General features: G+C 52.1%; 20 protein-coding genes and 1 tRNA gene. 4 read left to right on the top strand and 17 right to left on the bottom strand.

Going from position 1 to position 22,579, the window contains the following annotated elements; translation table 11 throughout:
* Positions 1 to 318: 318 nt before the first annotated feature.
* Positions 319 to 804, top strand: coding sequence for a GNAT family N-acetyltransferase (locus B5G27_RS14575; protein WP_087179578.1), 486 nt, complete (start codon positions 319 to 321; stop codon positions 802 to 804).
* A gap of 218 nt (positions 805 to 1,022) precedes the next feature.
* Here the strand turns inward: B5G27_RS14575 and pckA are convergent, their stop codons facing one another.
* The 10 genes from pckA to B5G27_RS14525 form a co-directional block, all read right to left on the bottom strand.
* Positions 1,023 to 2,627 carry a phosphoenolpyruvate carboxykinase (ATP) gene (pckA, locus tag B5G27_RS14570; protein ID WP_087179577.1) on the bottom strand — a complete coding sequence of 535 codons (1,605 nt, stop codon included), beginning with the start codon at positions 2,625 to 2,627 and terminating at the stop codon, positions 1,023 to 1,025.
* A gap of 328 nt (positions 2,628 to 2,955) precedes the next feature.
* Positions 2,956 to 3,309, bottom strand: a complete 354-nt coding sequence (locus B5G27_RS14565; RefSeq protein ID WP_087179576.1) for a hypothetical protein — start codon at positions 3,307 to 3,309, stop codon at positions 2,956 to 2,958.
* A 42-nt stretch (positions 3,310 to 3,351) separates the two neighbouring features.
* Positions 3,352 to 4,839 (bottom strand): threonine synthase, encoded by a 1,488-nt coding sequence (thrC, locus tag B5G27_RS14560; protein WP_087179575.1) that lies wholly within the window; start codon positions 4,837 to 4,839, stop codon positions 3,352 to 3,354.
* A 108-nt stretch (positions 4,840 to 4,947) separates the two neighbouring features.
* A complete protein-coding gene (locus B5G27_RS14555) occupies positions 4,948 to 6,243 on the bottom strand; it encodes a Na+/H+ antiporter NhaC family protein (RefSeq protein ID WP_087179574.1) in 1,296 nt (431 codons plus the stop codon).
* Positions 6,244 to 6,318: 75 nt separating this feature from the next.
* On the bottom strand, positions 6,319 to 6,810 hold the full coding sequence (gene leuD / locus B5G27_RS14550; RefSeq protein WP_087179573.1) for a 3-isopropylmalate dehydratase small subunit: 492 nt from the start codon (positions 6,808 to 6,810) through the stop codon (positions 6,319 to 6,321).
* Positions 6,807 to 8,084 (bottom strand): 3-isopropylmalate dehydratase large subunit, encoded by a 1,278-nt coding sequence (gene leuC, locus B5G27_RS14545; protein WP_087179572.1) that lies wholly within the window; start codon positions 8,082 to 8,084, stop codon positions 6,807 to 6,809. Before leuC ends, leuD begins: the two co-directional genes overlap by 4 nt.
* 98 nt (positions 8,085 to 8,182) lie before the next feature.
* Positions 8,183 to 9,268, bottom strand: a complete 1,086-nt coding sequence (gene asd / locus B5G27_RS14540; protein WP_087179571.1) for an aspartate-semialdehyde dehydrogenase — start codon at positions 9,266 to 9,268, stop codon at positions 8,183 to 8,185.
* A 134-nt stretch (positions 9,269 to 9,402) separates the two neighbouring features.
* Entirely contained in the window at positions 9,403 to 10,797 is a 1,395-nt protein-coding gene (gene argH, locus B5G27_RS14535) for an argininosuccinate lyase (protein ID WP_087179570.1), read from the bottom strand.
* A 222-nt stretch (positions 10,798 to 11,019) separates the two neighbouring features.
* Positions 11,020 to 11,655: an epoxyqueuosine reductase QueH gene (locus B5G27_RS14530; RefSeq protein ID WP_087179569.1), complete on the bottom strand. Its 636-nt coding sequence runs from the start codon at positions 11,653 to 11,655 to the stop codon at positions 11,020 to 11,022.
* 19 nt (positions 11,656 to 11,674) lie between these two features.
* Complete coding sequence (locus tag B5G27_RS14525; RefSeq protein WP_087179627.1) at positions 11,675 to 12,292, bottom strand: cytidylate kinase-like family protein; 618 nt, start codon at positions 12,290 to 12,292, stop codon at positions 11,675 to 11,677.
* Positions 12,293 to 12,587: 295 nt separating this feature from the next.
* Between B5G27_RS14525 and B5G27_RS14520 the strand changes: the two genes are divergently transcribed.
* Positions 12,588 to 13,355, top strand: a complete 768-nt coding sequence (locus tag B5G27_RS14520; RefSeq protein ID WP_087179568.1) for an ABC transporter ATP-binding protein — start codon at positions 12,588 to 12,590, stop codon at positions 13,353 to 13,355.
* Positions 13,348 to 14,145 carry an ABC transporter permease gene (locus B5G27_RS14515; protein ID WP_087179567.1) on the top strand — a complete coding sequence of 266 codons (798 nt, stop codon included), beginning with the start codon at positions 13,348 to 13,350 and terminating at the stop codon, positions 14,143 to 14,145. The genes B5G27_RS14520 and B5G27_RS14515 overlap by 8 nt, the downstream gene beginning before the upstream one ends.
* Before the next feature lie 90 nt (positions 14,146 to 14,235).
* On the opposite strand, the gene B5G27_RS14510 is transcribed toward B5G27_RS14515, so the two are convergent.
* The 7 genes from B5G27_RS14510 to B5G27_RS14480 form a co-directional block, all read right to left on the bottom strand.
* Positions 14,236 to 16,065, bottom strand: a complete 1,830-nt coding sequence (locus B5G27_RS14510; protein WP_087179566.1) for an FtsX-like permease family protein — start codon at positions 16,063 to 16,065, stop codon at positions 14,236 to 14,238.
* A 10-nt stretch (positions 16,066 to 16,075) separates the two neighbouring features.
* The gene (locus B5G27_RS14505; protein ID WP_087179565.1) at positions 16,076 to 16,747 is read right to left on the bottom strand and encodes an ABC transporter ATP-binding protein; all 672 of its coding nucleotides are present in this window, start codon (positions 16,745 to 16,747) and stop codon (positions 16,076 to 16,078) included.
* 9 nt (positions 16,748 to 16,756) lie between these two features.
* On the bottom strand, positions 16,757 to 18,799 hold the full coding sequence (locus B5G27_RS14500; protein WP_087179564.1) for a MerR family transcriptional regulator: 2,043 nt from the start codon (positions 18,797 to 18,799) through the stop codon (positions 16,757 to 16,759).
* A gap of 248 nt (positions 18,800 to 19,047) precedes the next feature.
* Positions 19,048 to 19,176, bottom strand: a complete 129-nt coding sequence (locus tag B5G27_RS16675; RefSeq protein ID WP_275533053.1) for a hypothetical protein — start codon at positions 19,174 to 19,176, stop codon at positions 19,048 to 19,050.
* Between the two features lie 168 nt (positions 19,177 to 19,344).
* A complete protein-coding gene (locus B5G27_RS14490) occupies positions 19,345 to 20,715 on the bottom strand; it encodes a sodium-dependent transporter (RefSeq protein ID WP_087179562.1) in 1,371 nt (456 codons plus the stop codon).
* Between the two features lie 89 nt (positions 20,716 to 20,804).
* A complete protein-coding gene (locus tag B5G27_RS14485) occupies positions 20,805 to 21,926 on the bottom strand; it encodes a DUF362 domain-containing protein (RefSeq protein WP_087179561.1) in 1,122 nt (373 codons plus the stop codon).
* 20 nt (positions 21,927 to 21,946) lie between these two features.
* Positions 21,947 to 22,342 (bottom strand): PaaI family thioesterase, encoded by a 396-nt coding sequence (locus B5G27_RS14480; protein ID WP_087179560.1) that lies wholly within the window; start codon positions 22,340 to 22,342, stop codon positions 21,947 to 21,949.
* Between the two features lie 161 nt (positions 22,343 to 22,503).
* On the opposite strand from B5G27_RS14480, the gene B5G27_RS14475 reads away from it, so the two are divergent.
* A tRNA-Thr gene (locus tag B5G27_RS14475) sits at positions 22,504 to 22,576 on the top strand.
* The last annotated feature ends 3 nt before the right edge of the window (positions 22,577 to 22,579 follow it).

Raw genomic sequence — 22,579 nt, 5'->3', positions numbered from 1 at the left:
CTATATCGATAATCGTTCTCAAAAACGCGCATGTATACAATTTTGTACAATTTACAGTCATTTATACCATATTTTGTATTCCCAAAAATACAAAGCACTTGATTTTGTATTTTCTAAAATTTCATTGGAAATTCCAAAGAGCTCTGTTTTCTGGTATAATGATTGCACGTTGTGCGATCCGAAGCGGATTCCCGCTTCGCCCTGCTCCGCAGGGATTATACCGGGAGCCACAGCTTGGAAAGTAAATGCCGCTCGCGCGGCGCTTCCTTTCCTGCGCTCGTGGTATAATGATAATTGATTATAGAAAGGCTGGTATTTATGGAAATCAGGAAAACACGGGAAGACGAACTGGAGCTTCTTATGAAAATGTATGAAAACGCACGTATCTTTATGGCTGAAACCGGAAATCCGGACCAATGGGGGCATAGCTATCCTGACAGGTCCGTGATCGCCTCTGACATCGCCTCCGGATGCTCTTATATCTGCGAGCAACACGGCAGGCCCATTGCTGTCTTTTTCTATAAGCAGGGCCCGGACCCTACTTATCTCCACATTAAAAACGGGCATTGGCTCAACGAACTGCCCTATGGCGTCGTCCACCGCATTACCTCAGACGGAACAGTAAAAGGCACGGCCTCATTCTGCCTGGAGTGGGCTTTCTCTCAGTGCGGCAACTTAAAAATAGACACACACAGGGATAATAAGATCATGCAGCACCTGCTGGAAAAGAATGGATTTAAATACTGTGGGATCATTAATACGGATGATGGAAGCGAAAGGATGGCTTATCAAAAAGAAAGATAGATCATAGTCCGCCATAAAATGAAATCTCCGCCCCCGGAGCTATTTGATGCATCTTTTGCGGAGATATGGCGATGGTGATCCGAAATAATCCCATGAAAAATTTAAAGGAAGAAAACATAGCATTCATTGTCCGGCGGATTCTGATCCACCGCCGGACAATTGTATTCAGCCAAGCTTTCTTCCTTTAAATATATGCGGTCTGCCCCGCTCAAATATCCTTACTCCTGCGGACCTGCTGCGACAAGTGCTTTTCCGAGTTCATTGCTCTCATACTTCTTGAAGTTCTTAACGAATCTTGAAGCCAGGTCTTTTGCCTTTGTCTCCCACTCGGAAGCGTCAGCATATGTGTCTCTCGGGTCAAGGATCGCCGGATCCACTCCCGGAAGCTCTGTCGGAACTTCGAAGTTGAAGTACGGGATCGTCTTTGTAGGAGCTTTCTCGATGGAACCGTCAAGGATCGCATCGATGATGCCGCGTGTATCTTTGATGGAGATACGCTTGCCTGTACCATTCCATCCTGTATTTACGAGGTAAGCTTTCGCTCCGCTCTCTTTCATTCTCTTAACGAGCTCCTCTGCATATTTCGTCGGATGCAGCTCAAGGAATGCCTGTCCGAAGCATGCGGAGAAGGTCGGTGTCGGCTCTGTGATACCGCGCTCTGTTCCTGCAAGCTTTGCTGTGAAACCGGACAGGAAGTAATACTCTGTCTGCTCCGGTGTCAGTGCGGATACCGGCGGAAGTACGCCGAACGCGTCAGCGGACAGGAAGATCACATTCTTCGCTGCCGGAGCTGCGGATACCGGACGCACGATCTTCTCAATGTGGTCGATCGGATAGGATACACGTGTATTCTCTGTCACGCTCTTGTCATGGAAGTCAATATGTCCCTCTGCGTCCAGCGTTACGTTCTCAAGAAGCGCATTTCTCTTGATCGCATTGTAGATATCCGGCTCGGAATCCTTGTCAAGGTCAATTACCTTCGCATAGCATCCGCCCTCGAAGTTGAATACTCCGTTGTCGTCCCAGCCGTGCTCGTCATCACCGATGAGGAGTCTCTTCGGGTCTGTGGAAAGTGTTGTCTTTCCTGTTCCGGAAAGTCCGAAGAAGATCGCTGTGTTCTCGCCGTTCATATCTGTGTTCGCGGAGCAGTGCATGGAAGCGATGCCCTTCAGCGGCAGATAGTAGTTCATCATGGAGAACATACCTTTCTTCATCTCTCCACCGTACCATGTGTTCACGATCACCTGCTCGCGGCTTGTGATGTTGAACATAACAGCTGTCTCTGAATTCAGGCCCAGCTCTTCATAATTCTCAACTTTTGCCTTGGAAGCGTTGTAAACAACGAAATCCGGCTCGAAGTTCTCGAGCTCCTCAGCAGTCGGCTGGATAAACATATTTGTAACAAAGTGAGCCTGCCATGCCACTTCCATGATAAAGCGGATCGCCATGCGCGTATCCTTATTCGCACCGCAGAATGCATCTACAACGAAAAGTCTCTTATTGGAGAGCTCCTTCTTTGCGATCTCTTTCACAGCTGCCCATGCTTCTTCAGACGCCGGGTGATTGTCGTTCTTATACTCATCTGTTGTCCACCATACTGTGTCCCTGGAGTTCTCATCCATTACAATGTATTTGTCTTTCGGGGAACGCCCTGTATAAATACCTGTCATAACATTGACAGCGCCAAGCTCGCTTACCTGGCCTTTGTCAAACCCTTCCAGGTTCGGATTTGTCTCTTCCTCAAACAGTGTCTCGTAAGAAGGATTGTGAACGATTTCCGTAGTTCCTGTGATACCGTACTTAGTTAAATCAATCTTTGACATGTTACGCTCTACCTCTTTCTTTCTATTATTTACCTGCCAGCACTTCCGAAATCCTGTCTGACATCGGCGTACCTTTGATTATACAGAAGAATTGACAAAAAATCAACAATAATCTTTCCAAACTTTACTATTAATTGAAAGTTTCCATTTTTCAAAATTCATCTGCTTAAATTTTTTCGAAGGATTTTCCGTATTTTTCGTTTGATAAATGCAGGATTTCATCCCTTTTCCTTCATTTTATTACTTTTTAATAATTCAGGGCAGCGCTGAACTCCAGCCTGCCCCTCCTGCTGCCCGTTATTTTGTTTTTCTGCCGCCCGGACCACTGTCAAAAATACTGATTTCTCAGTCTTGCCGTATAAACAGCAAACCATACGAGAGCAACAAAAAATACGATCATTCCCACCGTATCCACTGCCGCCATCGGATATACATAACAGTGGATCATGTCCAGGATCCCGTAAACAATGGCAACAAGCCCGAACCCCAGAAGCGCAGGCCCCACCTTTTTAATATAGGCCTCTTTATCCTTACACTTCTTGTACATAAAATCTTTCCCGAGGAGGATCGATGCATTGATCTCCCCGTCTTTTTTCATCTTTATATAGGAATAGATCGCGTAAACACCGCAGGCAAATACAATGATCCCGATAAATCCCCAAACACTGTTTATATTCTCCATAGCACCTGCTCCTCCCGCCCGCAGCCGCGGACTCTATTGTTCCTATACCCTGAGGATTTCTTTCACTGTCTCTTTCATGCAGTCTGCATCACACTCCAGGCAGTGTCTGATCTCCGCATTCCGGATCTCCTCGATCGCCCGGGGGACCTCTGTCCCGGAAATCCTGCTCAGCTCATCGATCAGGCTGAACTCATCCGCCGCAGCATATTTTTCATCAATCGCGCTCATCACGCTGTGGATAAACTTGTACGGGCTTGCTGTAGATGCCACAAGGCATTTCCGGGCATCTCCGCTGTCACTGCGGTACTTTTTGCATACAGCCGCTGCCACTGCGGTATGGGTATCCATCACATATCCTGTCTTTTCATACGTTGTCCTGATAGCGTCGCGGCATTCTTCCTCTGTCGCATACCCGCCTGCGAAATCCGCAAGTTTCTCCCGCATTTCCGGGGTGATCTCATACACGCCCCGGTCTTTTAACTGAGCCATGAGCTGTGCGTCCTTCTCCGCATCCTGCCCCGCGATCGTGTAGATCAACCTCTCCAGGTTGCTGGAGATCAGGATGTCCATGGACGGGGACGATGTCAGGATAAATTCCCTGTTCCTGTCGTATACACCGGTCTGGAAGAAATCAAAGAGCACCTTGTTTTCGTTGGATGCACAGATCAGTTTCCCGATCGGCACGCCCATCTGTTTTGCATAGTAAGCCGCAAGGATATTCCCGAAATTCCCTGTGGGCACAGTCACGTTGAGCTCCTCGCCCTCTGTGATCTCCTCATTTTCAAGCAGTTTTGCATAGGCGTACACATAATATACGACCTGGGGCACGAGGCGCCCGATGTTGATGGAGTTCGCGGACGAGAACTGATACCCTGCTGCCGCCAGCTCTTTTTCCAGTTCTTTATCCTCGAACATCTCTTTGACCCCGCTCTGGGCGTTGTCAAAATTGCCATGGATCGCCACTACGGATGTGTTCTCTCCCTTCTGGGTCACCATCTGCAGCTCCTGGATCCTGCTCACGCCGCCCTTTGGATAAAACACGATGATCTTTGTCCCCGGAACATCCGCAAATCCCGCGAGTGCCGCTTTGCCCGTATCCCCTGATGTCGCTGTCAGGATCACGATCTCCTTTGTGACGTCATTTTTCTTTGCCGCCGTTGTGAGGAGATGAGGCAGGATGGAAAGCGCCATATCCTTAAAAGCGATGGTCGCACCGTGGAACAGCTCCAGATGGTACGTATCTTCCACTTTCACGAGGGGCGCGATCACCTCGGTGTCAAACTTGGAATCATAGGCACTGTTGATGCAGTGTTTCAGCTCTTCCTCAGTGAAATCTGTGAGGAACTGTTTCATTACCGCATAGGCGGTCTCCTGGTAAGACATGGATTTCAGCTCTTCCATCGTCACATCCAGCTTCGGGATATATTCCGGAACGAAAAGGCCCCCGTCATCGGCAAGTCCTTTCAGGATCGCCTCGGACGCTGTCACTTTCTTCTCTGCGTTTCTTGTACTGTTGTATAATAGATTCATCCTTTTACCTCTTTTTCTTTCTCTGCGCAGACCCGAGCCTTTTCAGCGCCGGGCTGCGCGGACTCTCTGCTGCATGGTATTATAACACAGGTCCCTGTGGTTCGCAATTTAAGAATTCTTCCGTCTCCCGCTCAAAATGATGGCTCCAATGCCGCACACTGCCATGAGCATGGGATAGACCAGATAGGGAAGCATATCAAACGGAGTCAGCCCGGTCAGCGTTGCCGCGGACAAAAGCTGCGCTCCGTATGGGATCAGTCCCTGCCCCACGGAAGTAAACATATCAAGCAGAGACGCAGAGCGCTTCGGATCCACTCCGTATTCCTCGCTGATCTCCTTCGCGATGGGGCCGGACATTACGATGGCGACCGTATTGTTCGCCGTACACAAGTCTACGAAGAATGCCAGCAGGGCGATCCCCGCCTGGGCGCCCCTCTTCCCCCGGATCCTGCTCCTGATCAGGTCCAGGATATAATGGATGCCGCCGTTTGCCCTTACCAGAGAGACGATGCATGCCACGATAATAGAGATCACCGTGATGTCATACATAGAAGTCACACCGTCTCCCACTACGGTAAACATTTCCGAGAGAAGGATATTCCCTGTCCCCACTCCCACGATCAGAGAGATCACGATCCCGCCGATGAGCACTACGAATACATTGATCCCGATCAGCGCTCCCACGAGGACCACAAGATACGGCACCACCAAAAGGAGATTGTAATCCCCGATATCTTTCAGCTGAAAGCTCATATCTCCTGTAACGAGCCAGAAAAAGATCATCGTGGCCACTGCCGCCGGGAGAACGATCAGGAAGTTCGCTTTAAATTTATCTTTCATCTCGCATCCCTGAGTCTTGACAGCCGCGATCGTTGTATCCGAGATCATGGACAGATTGTCTCCGAACATTGCCCCGCAGACTACCGCAGCAGTGCAGACCGCCATCGAAAACCCGGTCTTTTCGCTGATCCCCGCCGCGATCGGAGCAAGGGCCGCGATGGTCCCCATGGACGTCCCCATGGATACCGAGATAAAGCATCCGATCACAAAGAGCCCTGCCACCACAAAATGAGCCGGGATCAGGGACAGTCCCAGGTTTACGGTGCTGTCCACGCCTCCTGCCGCTGTCACTGCCCCGGAAAATCCACCCGCACAGAGGAAGATCAGACTCATTGTGATAATATTTTCCTCGCCCACTCCCTGGGCGATCAGCCGCATCTTATCCTGGAAGCCGACGCCTCTGTTCTGCAGGAACGCCACAAACAGAGCGATCAGGAATGCCACGATCGCGGGCATGGCGTAAAAATCATTAAAAACAATCCCTGCTCCGAGGAAGATCACGAGGAAAACGCCGATCGGCAGAAGCGCCGAGGCTTTCCCTTTTATCTGCTTCTCACTGGTCATAAACTTTTCCTTTCCATAGCCGAAAAGGGGTGCCGCACACACCTGTACAGCATCCCTTCTGTTTTCTGTTTCCTGTTACTTTTTCTTGCTGTTCGTATAATTCACAAGCCCGCCTGCCGCGATCAGCTTCTGCATGAACTCCGGGAACGGCTGTCCCTGGTATTCTGTCCCCTTTGTGCGGTCATAGATCTTGCCGCTGTCAAAGTCCACTTCTACCTCGTCGCCGGCTTCGATCCCCTTCGCCGCCTCCGGGCACTCAATGATCGGAAGGCCGATATTGATGGCATTGCGGTAGAAGATCCTGGCAAATGTCTCGGCAATGATGCAGCTTACACCCGCTGTCTTCAGGCAGAGAGGCGCATGCTCCCTGGAAGACCCGCAGCCGAAATTCTTGTTCGCCACGATCAGGTCGCCGGGTTTTACCTTTTTCACAAAATCCGGATCAATGTCCGCCATGGCATGGCTCGCAAGCTCCTGCGCGTCAAATGAGTTCAGATATCTTGCCGGGATGATCACATCTGTGTCTACATTGTCCCCATATTTAAAAACATGTCCCTTTGCTCTCATTCTGCCTCACCTACTTTCTCCGGATTTGCGATATATCCTGCGATCGCGCTTGCAGCCGCCACTTCCGGCGATGCAAGGTAGATCAGGGAATCCACATGTCCCATACGTCCTACGAAGTTCCTGTTCGTCGTGGATACGCACTTCTCTCCTGCCGCCATGACGCCCATGTGACCGCCCATGCACGGGCCGCAGCTCGGCGTGTTGACCGCGCATCCTGCATCCACAAAGATATCCAGCAGTCCTTCTTTAATACATTCCTTATAGATCTTCTGTGTCGCCGGGATGACCATGACACGCACATCCGGGTGCACGGTATGTCCCTTCAGGATCGCCGCCGCTTTCCTCATATCCTCCATGCGTCCGTTTGTGCAGGAACCGATGACAACCTGGTCGATCTTGATGGGCTCCATCGCTTCCACCTCATCGATGGTCTTCGCATTTCCCGGAAGGTGGGGGAATGCGACCGTCGGACGCACCTCGGAGAGATCGATGGTGATCACATCGTCATACTGCGCATCCTCATCCGCCTCGTAAATGGTATACGGTTTTTTGGAGTGCTCTTTCATGTACGCTTCCGCCTTCTCATCCACCGGGAAGATGCCGTTCTTTGCGCCCGCCTCGATGGCCATATTCGCCATTGTAAAGCGGTCGTCCATGGAAAGGTTCGCGATCCCGTCTCCGGTGAACTCCATGGATTTATAGAGAGCGCCGTCCACGCCGATCTTTCCGATGATATGGATGATGATGTCTTTTCCGCTCACATATTTCCCCGGCTTCCCTGTCAGGACGAACTTGATCGCGCTGGGCACCTTGAACCAGATCTCGCCGGTCGCCATGCCCGTCGCCACGTCTGTCGTCCCCATTCCTGTGGAGAATGCGCCGAGGGCTCCGTATGTACATGTGTGGGAATCCGCACCGATGATGCACTCGCCTGCAACGACAACTCCCGCCTCCGGAAGGATCGCATGCTCCACGCCGGATTTGCCCTGCTCAAAGTACCAGGTCAGCCCCTGCTCCTTTGCGTACTCGCGGATCGCCTTGGAGTTCTCTGCGGATTTGATATCCTTGTTCGGCGTAAAATGATCCGGCACAAATACCACTTTATCCTTGTCAAATACATGATCTGACATCTGTTTGATGATCGGCAGGGCCATCGGTCCTGTGATGTCATTCGCCATGACCACGTCAAGCTTCGCCTCGATCAGCTGGCCTGCCTCGACAGAATCAAGCCCGGCGTGGGCTGCCAGGATCTTCTGCGTCATTGTCATACCCATGTTAAAACACCTCCTGAAATTGTGAAAATTCTGTGTTTGGGGACGTAGTCATTTTCGATTTTACTACGTCCCCAATTGACATTTGCCCTGTCCCTTTTTTACTTTTTCGCGATGTATCCTTTCGCTGTCAACGCCTCTGCGCACAGCACTGCGCCGCCTGCCGCGCCTCTGACTGTGTTGTGTGACAGTCCGATGAATTTGAAGTCATACATGCTGTCTTCTCTTAAGCGTCCGATAGACACGCCCATTCCGTTCTCGTAGTCCACGTCCAGAGTTACCTGCGGGCGGTTGTCCTCCTCCAGGTACTGGATGAACTGCTTCGGAGCGCTCGGAAGCCCTGCTTCCTGCGGGAAGCCTTTGAAGTTCACGAGCTTTTCGATGAGCTGCTCTTTCGTCGGCTTTTTCTCAAAGTTGATGAACACTGCCGCTGTATGGCCGTTCAGCACCGGAACGCGCACGCACTGGCATGTGATCTTCGGCAGCTCTGCCTTTACGATCTGCCCATTCTCTACTTTGCCAAGCACGCGGAGCGGCTCCTGCTCGCTCTTCTCTTCCTCGCCGCCGATGAAGGGGATGATATTTCCGACCATCTCCGGCCAGTCTTTGAAGGTCTTTCCCGCACCTGAGATTGCCTGGTACGTGGTAACGACCAGTTCCTTCGGTCCGAATTCTTTCCATGCCGCAAGGCACGGAGCGTAGCTCTGGATGGAGCAGTTCGGTTTTACCGCGATGAATCCGCGTGTTGTGCCGAGACGTTTCTTCTGGTCCGGGATCACGTCAAAATGCTCCGCGTTGATCTCCGGCACTACCATCGGCACGTCCGGGGTCCAGCGGTGCGCGCTGTTGTTGGATACGACCGGAGTCTCTGTCTTCGCATATGCTTCCTCGATCGCTTTGATCTCGTCCTTGCTCATATCCACTGCGCTGAATACAAAATCAACCGTAGATGCCACGTGCTCTACGTCGTTTACATTGAGCACGACAAGGTTTTTCACAGCCTCCGGCATCGGAGTGTCCATTTTCCAGCGGTCTCCCACTGCCTCTTCATATGTCTTGCCTGCGGAACGCGGGCTTGCCGCCACTGTCACTACCTCAAACCACGGATGGTCCTCAAGCAGAGAGATGAATCTCTGTCCCACCATTCCTGTTGCGCCAAGAATACCTACTTTCAATTTCTGATCCATTTTTCCTTCTCCTTTTCTGTCTGTATCTGTAAATCTTTCTTATTTCTCCGATATCTCTTTCGCTGATATCTATTTCACTGATATCTGTTCCGCTGATATCTGTTTTACTGATATCTCTTAGTGCTGCCTCTGCATTACTGCTGGAGCTCCGGGTTTTCCGCCAGGTATGCTTCCTCCGCGGCGATCACCTTCTCCATCGCCGCTTTCCCCGGCGCGCCGATGGTATTTCTCATCTCCACACAGGTCTTCATGCTGATCACATCGTAGATATCCTCCTCGAACACCGGTGAGATCGACTTGAACTCTTCCAGCGTCATGTCATCCAGCGCGATCTTCTTCTCTATACAGTAGAGGACGAGCTGTCCCACGATCCCGTGGGCGTCCCGGAAGGGGACTCCATGGTTCACCAGATAGTCCGCTGCGTCCGTGGCGTTGGTGAAGCCGTGCTTTGCGCTCTCTTCCATGCGCTCTGCATTAAACTTCATAGTCCTGAGCATTCCTGTAAATAATGCCAGGCAGCCCTTCGTCGTGTCAATGGCATCAAATACCAGTTCCTTGTCCTCCTGCATATCCTTATTATATGCAAGGGGAATGCCTTTCATCGTGGTCAGCAGGGACATGAGCGCCCCGTAGACTCTTCCCGTCTTGCCTCTCACCAGCTCCGCGATATCCGGGTTCTTCTTCTGCGGCATGATGCTGCTGCCCGTACTGTACGCGTCGTCGATCTCCACGAACTTATACTCATTGGAGTTCCAGATAATGACCTCCTCCGAGAAACGGCTCAGGTGCATCATCACTGTGGACATTGCCGAGAGCAGCTCGATCAGGTAGTCCCTGTCGGACACGGAATCCATGCTGTTCAGCGTCGGCCCGTCAAATCCGAGCAGCTCCGCCGTATATTCCCTGTCAAGGGGATAGGTCGTCCCCGCAAGGGCTCCCGATCCAAGCGGACAGAGATTCATCCTTTTATAAATGTCCCGCATCCGCTGCCGGTCCCTCTTAAACATCTCAAAATAGGCTCCCATGTGGTGCGCCAGTGTGATCGGCTGCGCCTTCTGGAGATGGGTGAATCCCGGCATAAATGTCTCTGTATTTTCTTTCATCAATGTCAGGAGCACTTCCAGCAGCTCTCGTAAAAGCCCGTCCAGCTCTGTGACTTCATCCCGCGTGTAGAGCTTCATGTCCAGCGCCACCTGGTCGTTCCGGCTGCGCCCGGTGTGCAGCTTCTTCCCCGCATCGCCGATGCGGGCGGTCAGGTTCGCCTCCACGAAACTGTGGATGTCTTCGTATTCGTCCGTGATCGGAAGGCTCCCGTTCTCCACATCCCGCAGGATGCCGTTCAGCCCGTCTATGATCTGCTCCTTCTCTTCCTCTGTCAGGATGCCCTGCTTCGCAAGCATCGTCACATGGGCAATGCTGCCGCGGATGTCCTGTCTGTAAAACCGTTTGTCAAAGGAGATGGAAGCATTAAAGTTGTAAACTAACTTGTCCGTCTCTTTTGTGAAACGGCCGCCCCATAACTGTGCCATTCCTTATCCTCTTTTCTCTATAATAGTTCTTATCCATATGCGGATCCGGCAGGTCTGCCGCCGCATTTTCCACTTAGTTTATCACACTAAAGTGTGAAATGTCTACTGTTTTATGCACGAATATCCTGTGAATATCACGTGAATATCACGAATCCGCTGTAAGGGTGCCGTAATGGAGCCGCCTCATCTCCTGCCTGGGCTACTCCCAAAGCATTTTCCAGCTTACTTTTTCTGCGCCTCCCGCTCTCTCAGGGAGAACTCGCATCCGCAGTAATCCTGCCGGTACAATCCATACTCTTTCGACAATTCGATCGAACGTTTATACCCGTTCTTTTTCTTAAAATCAGACACCAGATACTCAACGCCGTATTCTCTGCCCAGCCGCGCGCCGATCTCATTTAGCTTCTGTGCGTTTTTCATAGGGCTGATGCTCAGAGTGGTCGTAAAATAATCAAACCCTCCTGCTGCAGCCTGCCGCGCAGCCTCCGAAAGCCGGAGCTCATAGCATTTCATGCACCTGGCCCCGCCTTCTCTCAGATCCTCCATGCCCTCTGCCATAGCATAAAACTTTTCCTTCTCATATCTGCCCGCAAGAAAAGAGACCGGGTATTTCAGGTTCATATCCCGGATCAGCTTCTGCTGTTCCAGGATCCGTTTTGTATACTCGCTCTCAGGATAAATATTGGGATTGTAATAAAAAACCGTGATCTTAAAATATTGGGAAAGATATTCCAGAACATAGCTGCTGCACGGAGCGCAGCAGCTATGGATAAGGAGTGTCGGGACCCTGCCCTCAGTCTCCAGCTCTTTTAAGATACGTTCAAGCTCTTTCTGATAATTTACTTTCTGCACGTTCATTGTCCTGCTCTCCTGTGCCTCAGCATTTGTACACCGCCTCCAGATAGTCTATGACTTTGTCCATCCCAAGGAGACTGACATTAAAGAGCATCTGGTGCGAACTCACGGCGCCCCAGTCCTGCCCTGTATGGAGCTCATAATAATACCTGCGCTCCCAGTCCGTCCGCCGGATCCGCTCCGCCGCCTTGCGTTCCGTCAGACCATACAGTCTGGCGATCCGTTTTATCCTGTCCGCCTTGTCCGCACAGATAAAGACATTGATGCACTCCGCCCTGTCCTTAAGGACATAATCCGCACAGCGCCCCACGATAATGCATGGGCCCTTCTCAGCAAGGTTCCTGATGATCTCAGCCTCTTTCCGGTATACCTCATCGTCAAATGACTGGATGTAGGGCGTAGCGCTGATAAATTCCATGTACATCCCCGGCGATACAGTATAGTTTGAAACAAATGAATTCAGGCTGGATTCATCGACCCGCTCTGCATCCTCCTCCCTTACGCCGAGTGCCTCCGCCGCCATGGTCACAAGCCTGCGGTCGTAAAGAGGAAGCTCCAGTCTCTCGGCAAGCTTCTGTCCGATCTCGCGTCCTCCGCTCCCGAACTGCCGTCCAATCGTAATGATCTTATGTCCTGACATATCCATCTCTCCTCTCTGCTGCCAGTGCAGGGTCCGCAGGCTATCCCGCGGAACATCATACCTGCCACTGTTTATCCGCTCATATCTTCCGCGCGCTGTATCAACATGTATCTCTGGTTTTATTATACCGCTCTTTTCCTTCTCATACAACGCCGGAAAACGCATTTTTGCAAAGCCGTTTTCCAGGCGTTTTCCATATTCCCGCACTGCTGCCGCGGACAGTGTCATACGTTTTCACACCGCCTGTATTTTTACATACATTAGATAATATACAGCACGGATGGAAGTGAATCCTATGGAACCAATCCTGAAACTGAGCAATGTCAGTTATTCCTATCATACACCGGGCGGGGAGACAAAAGCCCTGGCGGACCTGTCATTTACACTCATGCCCGGAGAATTTACAGCAGTGGTCGGTCCCTCCGGCTGCGGCAAGTCCACCCTTCTCTCCCTCATCGCCGGCCTTATGCAGCCCGAATCCGGGAATATGTCCCTTGGCGGGATACCCCTGACAGAGAATTCTTCCAAGATCGGCTACATGCTGCAGCATGACCATCTGTTTGAATGGCGCACTGTATACCGCAATGTGATCCTCGGGGCTGAGATCCGCGGGAAGGTGACGCCACAGATCCGCGCCCGCGCTGAGCAGCTCCTGGAACAGTACGGGCTGGAACGGTTCGCACGCTCCAGGCCTTCCGAACTGTCCGGCGGCATGCGTCAGCGGGCCGCCCTGATCCGCACTCTTCTGCTGGATCCGGAGCTCCTGCTCCTCGACGAACCGTTTTCCGCTCTGGACTACCAGACACGGCTCACGGTAAGCGATGACATCGGGCAGATCATCCGCCGTTCCGGGAAGACAGCGCTCCTTGTCACCCACGATCTCTCCGAAGCCGTCAGCCTCTCAGACCGGGTCATTATCCTGTCCAAACGGCCGGCATCGATCGTGCGCACTGTCCCTGTCAGATTCTCCCTGGAGAACGACACACCGCTGAACCGGAGAAATGCGCCGGAATTTAAGACTTATTTTAATGAAATATGGAAGGAGCTGAATCGCGATGAATAAAATCTCACACGGACAGGAACTGTTTCTCTCCCGCCTGCGCCGCCACCGCCTGATCGTACGTCTTGCACGGATTCTGATCCTGGTGCTCTTCCTCATCCTGTGGGAAGTCTGTGCAGATACAGGGATCATTGATTCTTTTATCTTCAGCAGTCCTTCCAAAATCGCTCTCTGCTTCCGGGAAATGGTTACAGACCGCTCGATCTTCCTGCATATCGGCGTCACACTGTATGAAACCATTGTCAGCTTCCTGCTCGTCACACTGTTCAGCATCCTCCTCGCTGTCCTTCTCTGGTGCAGCCGGAAGCTCTCCGAGATACTGGAACCCTATCTGGTCGTCCTGAACAGCCTGCCGAAATCCGCCCTCGCACCTCTTCTTATCGTATGGCTGGGCGCGACCCCCACGACCATCATCGTCGCCGGCATGTCCGTGGCGATATTCGGCAGTATCATGAACCTGTACACCAGCTTCACCACTGTCGACCGGGAAAAGATCAAGCTGATCTATACCCTGCACGGGACGAGACGGCATGCACTTTTTAAAGTCGTGCTGCCGAGCTCTGTGCCTGCTGTGATCAGCAATATGAAAGTCAATATCGGGCTTTGCCTGGTCGGGGTGGTGATTGGGGAATTCCTGGCAGCGAGGAACGGGCTGGGGCATCTGATCATTTATTCGAGCCAGGTGTTTAAAATGGATTGGCTGATCATGTCGATCGTGCTGCTGTGCATTATGGCGATGGGACTGTATGCGGTGATCGGGGTGGTGGAGAAATTGTATCAAAAAAGGTACTGATACTGCAATAACGCCAAAGCACCGGTCTCTCCGCCTTCCGCAGAAAAACCGGTGCTTTAGCTGCACGTTCATTGATCTCTTTCTTTCCCGTTATTCCTCTATCTCTCCCAGCATCCGCAGAGGCTCTTTCCTGAGCACTGCCCGCATATATCCCCCGGAGACCACCGCCGATGCCGCCAGCAGCACGCCTCCCGTAACACAGGGCAGCACTGCTCCCGGAGGCTCTCCTGTGTCTTCCGGCTCTGTATTTGCGATCGTATTATCACTGTAAGTCCGGTCAAACTCCAGGGTATCCCCAGCTTCCTGCGCAGCTTTTCCCGAGGCAAGCCAGCCCGCTGCGCTCCCTGCAATACATCCTGCCGCGCTTAAGACAATCATCCCGGACAGAATGGATAACGCGCATTGGCGTTTTGTCCGTCCCATCAGTCTTTCCACAGCGATGCGCTCTTTCTGCCCGGTGATAAACAGGCTTGAGAAAAAACATAAGATCAGGACTGCCATCACTCCCCCGCTGAGAAGAAAGATCGCTGACATGAGCTGACGGTTCTCCAGGCTGTCCTTCAGCTGAGTGTATCCCATATCATAAAAGCGGATCTCCAGGCCATCAATGCCAAGTGCCTCCCACGCTTCCCGGAACTCTTCCACTGTCCCGTTGGGGATCTGAAATGACGTATCCGCTCCTTTCATGGGTCCTGCCCCTGCGATATTATCTTCCCAGCAGTTTTCCGGGACCGCGTTCCACGGGATGACCACCTCATACTCCCCTGCGGAATAACTGCCCGATCCCTTATCTTCCGCCGTATAGAGCCCGACGATCTCGTACTCCTGCTCATTGAATATCTGATATATCTCTCCTTCCGCATTCAGGAGATTCACAGAGACATGACTGCGGGTGCCCAGCATGAAGGCGTCCCCTACCGCCCGGGAATAATCAGCATAATAAAGCGGCAGAGCCAGTGTATCTCCGACCTTCTTTCCCAGCCTCATCGCCAGCATTTCAGGGATCAGGCAGACCTTTGCGCCGTCCTTATATTCCTCTTCTGTGATATCGCGCCCCTCTGTGATCTGTGCTTCCCCGTTATAGAAATACATGAGCAGCTTCGTCCCGTCCGTGGGCTGGACCGGGATCGTGCGCATGCTGTAATCCTGGTAACTGCTGAGCGCAAGCCAGCGCTTCCCTCTCTCAGTCTCATAAAATCCATCCGTCACCTCATCATACCAGCGGTCCTCTTCCGTGACGGGGTCATACACAGGCTCCATGTCGATCGTGTACTGAGTGGATGCGATCCCTGAAGAGAGAAGGTACTCCATGGTCTGTTCTCCCGCCTGGACATTGGGCCCATGCGCTGTCCCGAACATGGAAAGCTGCATCACATACGTTTTTCCCGACTCCAGGATGGCCGGTTCCTCGCTCTGATGGTCGCAGAGATAGAAGATCTCCCCTTCCTGCATCGTCCCCTCCAGCACGCGTGTCACGCGCATGGGCAGAGAAGGGTACATTGCTCCCGTCTTGAGCGGCGTGGCTTCCACGACTCCCATGTCCGCGCTCCCGATCCCATGATACAGGTCTTCGATATATGCTCCGAAATAAGGGCGCTGCCTAGGCTTCAAAATATAGTCCGCCCCTTTAAAATCCAGGACATCTTCCGGGATCCATTCTCCGTAATATCCCCCGCTGTAATACTCGTATGCCTGTGTTTCCGGATCCCAGCTCGAGCGCACCTCTGTGCCTTCATATTTCTGCTCAACTGTCCCGATGGTGGTATACAGCCCGTCGAAATCCTGAAAGCCGCTGCTCCCCATGTACCACAGAGCTCCTCCCAGCGAAAGGCAGAAGGCGCACACGGCGATGAGGACAGCGAACAGCAGGCTTTTCAGAGGACTCCGGCGCATCTGTTTTATACTATAGTAGAATGTCATCCTCAACACCTCACTGTTCCATTGTCATCCTTCCGTCCTTCATGACCAGACGCACATCCGCCCTCTCCGCGATTTCTCTGTTGTGCGTGACCATGATGACTGTATAATCCCTCTCATGCGCCAGAGACAAGAGGAGATCCACGATCTTTTCCTCATTTTCCGAATCCAGGCTGCCGGTAGGCTCGTCCGCCAGCAGGATCTTCCCGCCGGATGCGATCGCGCGCGCCACTGCGGTCCTCTGCTGCTCTCCTCCGCTCATCATCTTCGGATACTGTCCGAATAACTTCCTGCTGACCCCGGCCTCCTCCAGACAGGCCTCTGCCTGCCGCCTCGCTTCTTTTCCAGGCATTCCCCGTATCTCCAGAGGATACATGACATTTTCCAGGGCAGTGAGCAGGGGGAAGAGATGAAAAGCCTGGTAGATCACAGCCACTTTTTCCCTTCGGTATGCATCCCTGTCTGTATGGCTTATATCATCACCGTCCACAAGGATCCTCCCGCTGCCCGGGCAGTCCAGCCCTGCCAGCAGGGACAGGAATGTACTCTTGCCGCTTCCCGACTCCCCTGTGATCACATACAGCCTGCCTGTCTCAAATGAACAGGTGACATCCCTGACTGCTTCCACGGTCTGATATTTATTCTGATAAGAATAACTCACTGATTCTACTTTGATCCGTTCCATATCTACCTCTCAATCTCTGTGTGACAACACAGCCGCAATACTGAATCTTCCAAACCGCCACATCGCCGCCCCGGCACCAAGCATATAAAATACCAGGTAGAGTCCCCAGACAACTGCCCCGCTCACAGGATCCACAGCTCCCAGCGCTATCCCAGCCGCCGCTCCGGCCAGTGCCCCCGCTGCCGCGGGTATGATGTGCTCGATATAGAACAGCAGGCTGCAGAAGCATCTCCCCGTGCCCAGAGCGCGCATGACCGCATATTCCTCCCGCCTGTTCTGGAACAAAAGGCTTGGGATGATATACCCCGCTGCTGCTATGATGACGAACATAAATGGCAGGAAACTCTCCAGCAGCGCCAGGCTGCGGTCCGCGCTCTCCGTGGAATGGATAAATTCTGTATCCGTCAGCTTCAGTCCGATCCCGGCGTAAGACCTGGGCGACCCGTATATGATCTCTTTCAGTCCCGCATCCTTCAGCTCCTCTTTTACTTCATTCAGCTCCATGGGCTTTGTCACTCGGAAAGAAAGCGCGGACGCAAAATAGACAATGTCATTTTTCTCATAGATTGCCTTCACCGCGTCCAGAGGGAGCAGGATATCCGGATTTTCCTCTTCCCTGTCGGGATCTTCCTTATAAATGCCCGCGATGTGAAATTCTTCCGGCTCAAACTCCTGTCTCTCCAGGGTCACTCCTGCCAGCCCCTGTGAGTAACGCGCCAGGCTGAACTCTGCCGTATCGCCCGCAGACAGCCCTGTTTTTTCTGCAAATGCCTCACTCAGGATACAGTCAGAACTGCTTTTCAGGAATCCTTCCCACTCTTCTCCGGTTTTATCCTGGCCGCTCTCCCACGTAATATCTTCCTCCGACAATCCCTGGACGCACTCTGTCCTGTTGATCCCCAGCAGGGATACCGTATCCGGCGCTTCACCGCCCTTAGCCGATGAGCTGCCAGCCGGTGTTTCGCCATCGGGCAGATCCATCCCGCCGGACAAATCCATCCCACCAGACAGATCCATCCCGCCGGACAGATCCATCCCATCAGACAGATTCCCCATCAGCTCGGCACTTTCCGCGATATCGCCGATCCGTTCTGATCTGTACAGATCTTCCAGCACCTGATGGGAGATAAATAATCCATGGTCTGACTCGCCGCACACGTTCCAGATTTCCCCTGTGATCTCGTAAGATTCCGGCGCGTTTTCCAGTATCTGCTCTGTGCTCCGGATATTTCCCAGATAAAATGACAGCACTGTGACCGCCAGCGCACTGAGTACAAGGTTCAGCAATGTCCTGTTTCTGTGCCTGCGTATATTGGTCGCCAGAATATGGATCCCCCGGAGCATCCTTCGCCTCTTAGCCGGGATCTTCATGTCCCTGCCGCCCGGGACCTTCTCTTTCCGCTCACAGATAACGCGTACCGCCGGATCCTCTTTGTTTCCTTTTTTCTTTTCCAGCAGCCTGACAGCGGTGTATGTGTGGTCCCCAAGCCTGAATTCCGGATATTTTCCTCTTTTTTCCATATGGAACCGGAGCCCCCGCTCTGAGGCATATTCACGGAGCGCCTTTTCTAGCATCGCCGGAGTGTTTACCGGGAAGTCTGCATAAAAAGAAAATTTGCGTTCTTCTTCGTCCTGGACTATCTGCTTATAGTCGTCCACAAACCGGGCGAAAACGCCGCCGCTGCGCTCCATATCCTCCATGCGCCTCAGATAGGTGTCTACATCCAGGTCCTCGCCTTTTTCTCTGCCTATGCTGGCGCAGACATCGATTGCCGCCTGGAGCTGTTTCTGATGGGTCTGCAGATTTTCTCTCTGGTGTTTTACAGAAGACTTTAAAGAAACTTTTCCATTTATTATATCATCTATATCTTTCAGAGACATATCGAGCATCCTGAGCATCTTGATCAGTTTCAGTCTCCTGATATCTTCTTCCGAATAATCCCGGTAGGCATTCCCGTCTTCCCTCGCCGGCTCGAGAAGCCCCATCCGTTCATAATAGCGGATGTTCTGCCGGGACATCCCTGTCAGCTCTTCTACTTGCTTTGTATTCAAGCCTGCACCTCCCTTGCATTTGTATTACCTGGCATGCGCATTAAAGAAAGAAACTATGATATTTCTTCTTGCTTCCAGGCGGGGCAACACTCTGTCTGAGTATGGGGATATCTTAAGGTATATAACTGGTATACAGTCAAGTGTTTTTCGGTTTTTCCAGAAAAAACCGCAACAGTTCAGCCATCAGGCTGCGCTTCCTGCCGTCCGGCTCTCGCCATGCAGCTCGATTCCGCTCCGCTTCATCTCGCTCACGGGCTGCTCTTCCCGCCGTCCGCCTCTCGCCACGCAGCTCGATTCCGCTCCGCTCCATCTCGCTCACGGGCTGCTCTTTCCGCCGTCTGGCTCATGCCATGCAGCTCGATTTCGCTTCGCTCCATCTCGCTCACGGGCTGCTCTTTCCGCCGTCTGGCTCATGCCATGCAGCTCGATTTCGCTTCGCTCCATCTCGCTCACGGGCTGCGCCCTATGCAAGAAGAAAAGAAGGGGACCTCATTCGTGCTAGCACGATGAGGTCCCCTTCTTTTCTTCTTGCGCATGGCTTGAGCCTAGCCTGCAAATTTGCTCCAATATCCTTGTATGAAAAGGAATATAACAATAAGCGGGACTATAAATGTTACGTATAGTCTTACCCATTTTGGAAATTTCGGGCCTTCTCCGGAGTTGGCTTCGGTAAGGAAGTTTTTCCAGCCCCAGCCGTAGCGGGTCGTGCAGAAGAGCACGTATACAAGGCTTCCGAGCGGCAGGAGGTTGTTGCTTACGATGAAGTCCTCCAGGTCGAGGATTGCTGTGCCTTCTCCGAACGGCGCGAACCCGCTCAGGACATTGTAACCGAGCACGCACGGCATGGACAGAAGGATGATCGCCACAAGGTTGATCGCCACTGCCTTTCGCCTTGAGCACCCTGTCAGATCCATGGCAAATGCAATGATGTTCTCAAACACAGCGATGATCGTTGACGCTGAGGCAAAGAACATACAAAGGAAAAAGATCGCGCCCCAGAGTCTTCCGCCTGCCATGGAATTAAAAATATTCGGCAGAGTGATAAAGATCAGATTCGGACCGCTGTCCGGGTTTACCCCAAAAGCAAAGCTTGCCGGAAAAATGATCAGGCCTGAGATCAACGCAACACTTGTATCAAGGACAGTAATTGCGACAGCTTCCCCTGCCAGTCTCCTCTTCTTATCGATATAGCTTCCGAAGATCGCCATAGCTCCGATCCCCAGACTTAAAGTGAAGAAAGACTGGTTCATGGCTGCGGATATAACTTCCAGGATCCCTGCCTCTTTCATTTTCCCGAAATCCGGCAGGAGGTAAAACTCCAGACCTGCGCCTGCTCCCGGAAGCAGGATCGAACGCACTGCAAGTACGATCAACAGTACAAGCAGGAGCACCATCATTACTTTTGTGATCCCCTCTACCCCTTTCTGGAGTCCGAGATTAACGATTCCGAAACACAGGACCACAACGATCACCATAAATACAGTCATAAGGACAGGCTGTCCCATCAGGCTTCCAAATTCCCCCTCAATCTGGGCAGCATCCATTCCCTCAAAACTGCCTGCTGCCATCTTGCCCAGATAGATCAAAAGCCATCCTCCGATCGTTGTATAAAACATCATCAGAAGATAATTTCCAGCTATCCCAAACCATTTGTACCAGTGCCACTTTGTCCCCAATGGCTCCAGCTTGTCAAAAGCTCGGGCAATACTGCATCCCGCGCCGCGTCCCACAGAAAACTCCATGACCATGATCGGGAGTCCCAGCATGACCAGGCAGACCAGATAGATCAGCACAAAAGCCGCCCCGCCATACTGCCCGGTAATGTACGGGAAACGCCACACATTCCCCAGACCAATGGCACAGCCTGCCGAGATCAGGATAAATCCCAGTCGGCTGCCGAATTTTTCTCTCTTCATTTCACTTTCCTCTCTTTTTTCTGAATATTCTCCCCAATGGGGTCAGACCCCTCTTAAAAGGGGTCTGACCCCTTGCATTTTTTATTATCTCATTTCACTTCCACTAATTCGTACTCTCTGCTCCCAAGCCCGATCTTTTCTGCATGTGCGAGACATGTCTCCCACTCGCTCTCCGGCGTTGTATTTGTGAAATGGTCGTGGTGGTCACAGAATCCTTCTTCATGCATATGTTCGTCCAGGATGCTTCCCCGCACCGGCTGCTGTGCATTGCACGCGTCCGCGCACGCCTGGTCCAGTGCGACTGGGTCAAAGCTCGCGAACATCCCGATATCCGGCAGGATGGGCACATCATTCTCCGGATGGCAGTCGCAGTAAGGCGACACATCGATGACCAGGTTGATATGGAAAGCAGGGCGGCCGTCCACGACTGCCTTCGTGTACTCTGCCATCTTCATATTCAGGTCTTTCACCGCAGAAGAATTTTCATTGTAAATCGCGTCAAAGTTACATGCCCCGAGACAGCGTCCGCAGCCGACACATTTGGCATGGTCGATATAAGCCTTTTTCTCGGGGAATGAGATCGCGCCGTGGGCGCAGTTTTTTGAACAGACGCGGCATCCCACGCACACCGACTGGTCCACTGACGGTTTCCCGCTGTTGTGCTGTTCCATCTTTCCCGCGCGGCTCCCACAGCCCATCCCGATATTTTTGAAGCAGCCGCCAAACCCGGTCAGCTCATGCCCCTTAAAATGGCTCAGGCTGATGAACACATCCGCATCCATGACAGCGCGCCCGATCTTTGCCTCTTTTACCAGCTCCCCGCCTTTTACCGGCACGCTTACATCGTCCGTGCCCTTCAGGCCGTCCCCGATGATGATATGGCATCCTGTGGAAAGAATGTTGAACCCGTTTTCATAGGCAGTGCTCAGATGCTCCAGCGCATCCTTCCTCCTGCCCACATACAGCGTATTGCAGTCTGTCAGGAACGGGCGTCCGCCCAGCTCTTTTACCACATCAGCCACAGCCTTTGCATAGTTCGGGCGCAGGAAGGACAGGTTGCCCGGCTCGCCGAAATGGATCTTGATGGCTGTCATCTTTTTGTTAAAATCAATCTCTCCGATGCCTGCTTTTTTGATGAGTTTTTTCAGCTTATCCGGCAGGTTCGTGCCCGGAAGAGCCCTCATATCTGTAAAATAAACTTTCGATCCCATAAGTCTTTCTGCCTCCAATCTTATTTAGAAACCCGGAATGTGGTAGCTGTCACAGCCGCCGCAAGATTGCCCATCTCATCTCTGACGTCGATCTTATAATACCCGGTCGTCCTGCCATTTTTGATACAGACCGCCTCCGCAGTCAGCTTGTCCCCTTTTGCCGCAGTCAAATACGCGATCTCCGAATTAAGAGAGACGCTTCCCATTTCCTGCCAGTTGCTCGCCACAGCCAGGGCGAAATCCGCCAGCGTAAAATAGACGCCTCCCATGACCGCGCCCATTGCATTTCTGTGCCTGTCTTCAATCTTCAGGCTGCACTTTGCATAATGGTCGTCCACTTCTTCGATCACCGCGCCATTCTCTGTGGCAAAACGGTCTTTCATAAATGTCCGGACTGTTTGTTCTGATGGTTTCATCCTATCTGCCTCCTAACACTAATACAGCACCGGACTCACCGGCGCTGATGCACCTTAAATAGTATATCATAACAGAACCAGATAAGAAAATAAAAAAACAGTTGAAATTTTCCCGAAAACGAGATATAATAAGCAAGGTTCGTCAGAAATGACATCCACAAGCCGGAATAGCTCAGTCGGTAGAGCACTTCACTCGTAATGAAGGGGTCGTCAGTTCAAGTCTGATTTCCGGCTTTT

The organism is Lachnoclostridium sp. An76 (assembly GCF_002161355.1).
Lineage (GTDB): Bacteria > Bacillota > Clostridia > Lachnospirales > Lachnospiraceae > Mediterraneibacter > Mediterraneibacter caccavium.
The sequence above is the reverse complement of the archived record's forward strand: the minus strand, read 5'-3'. Positions and strand labels throughout refer to the sequence as shown.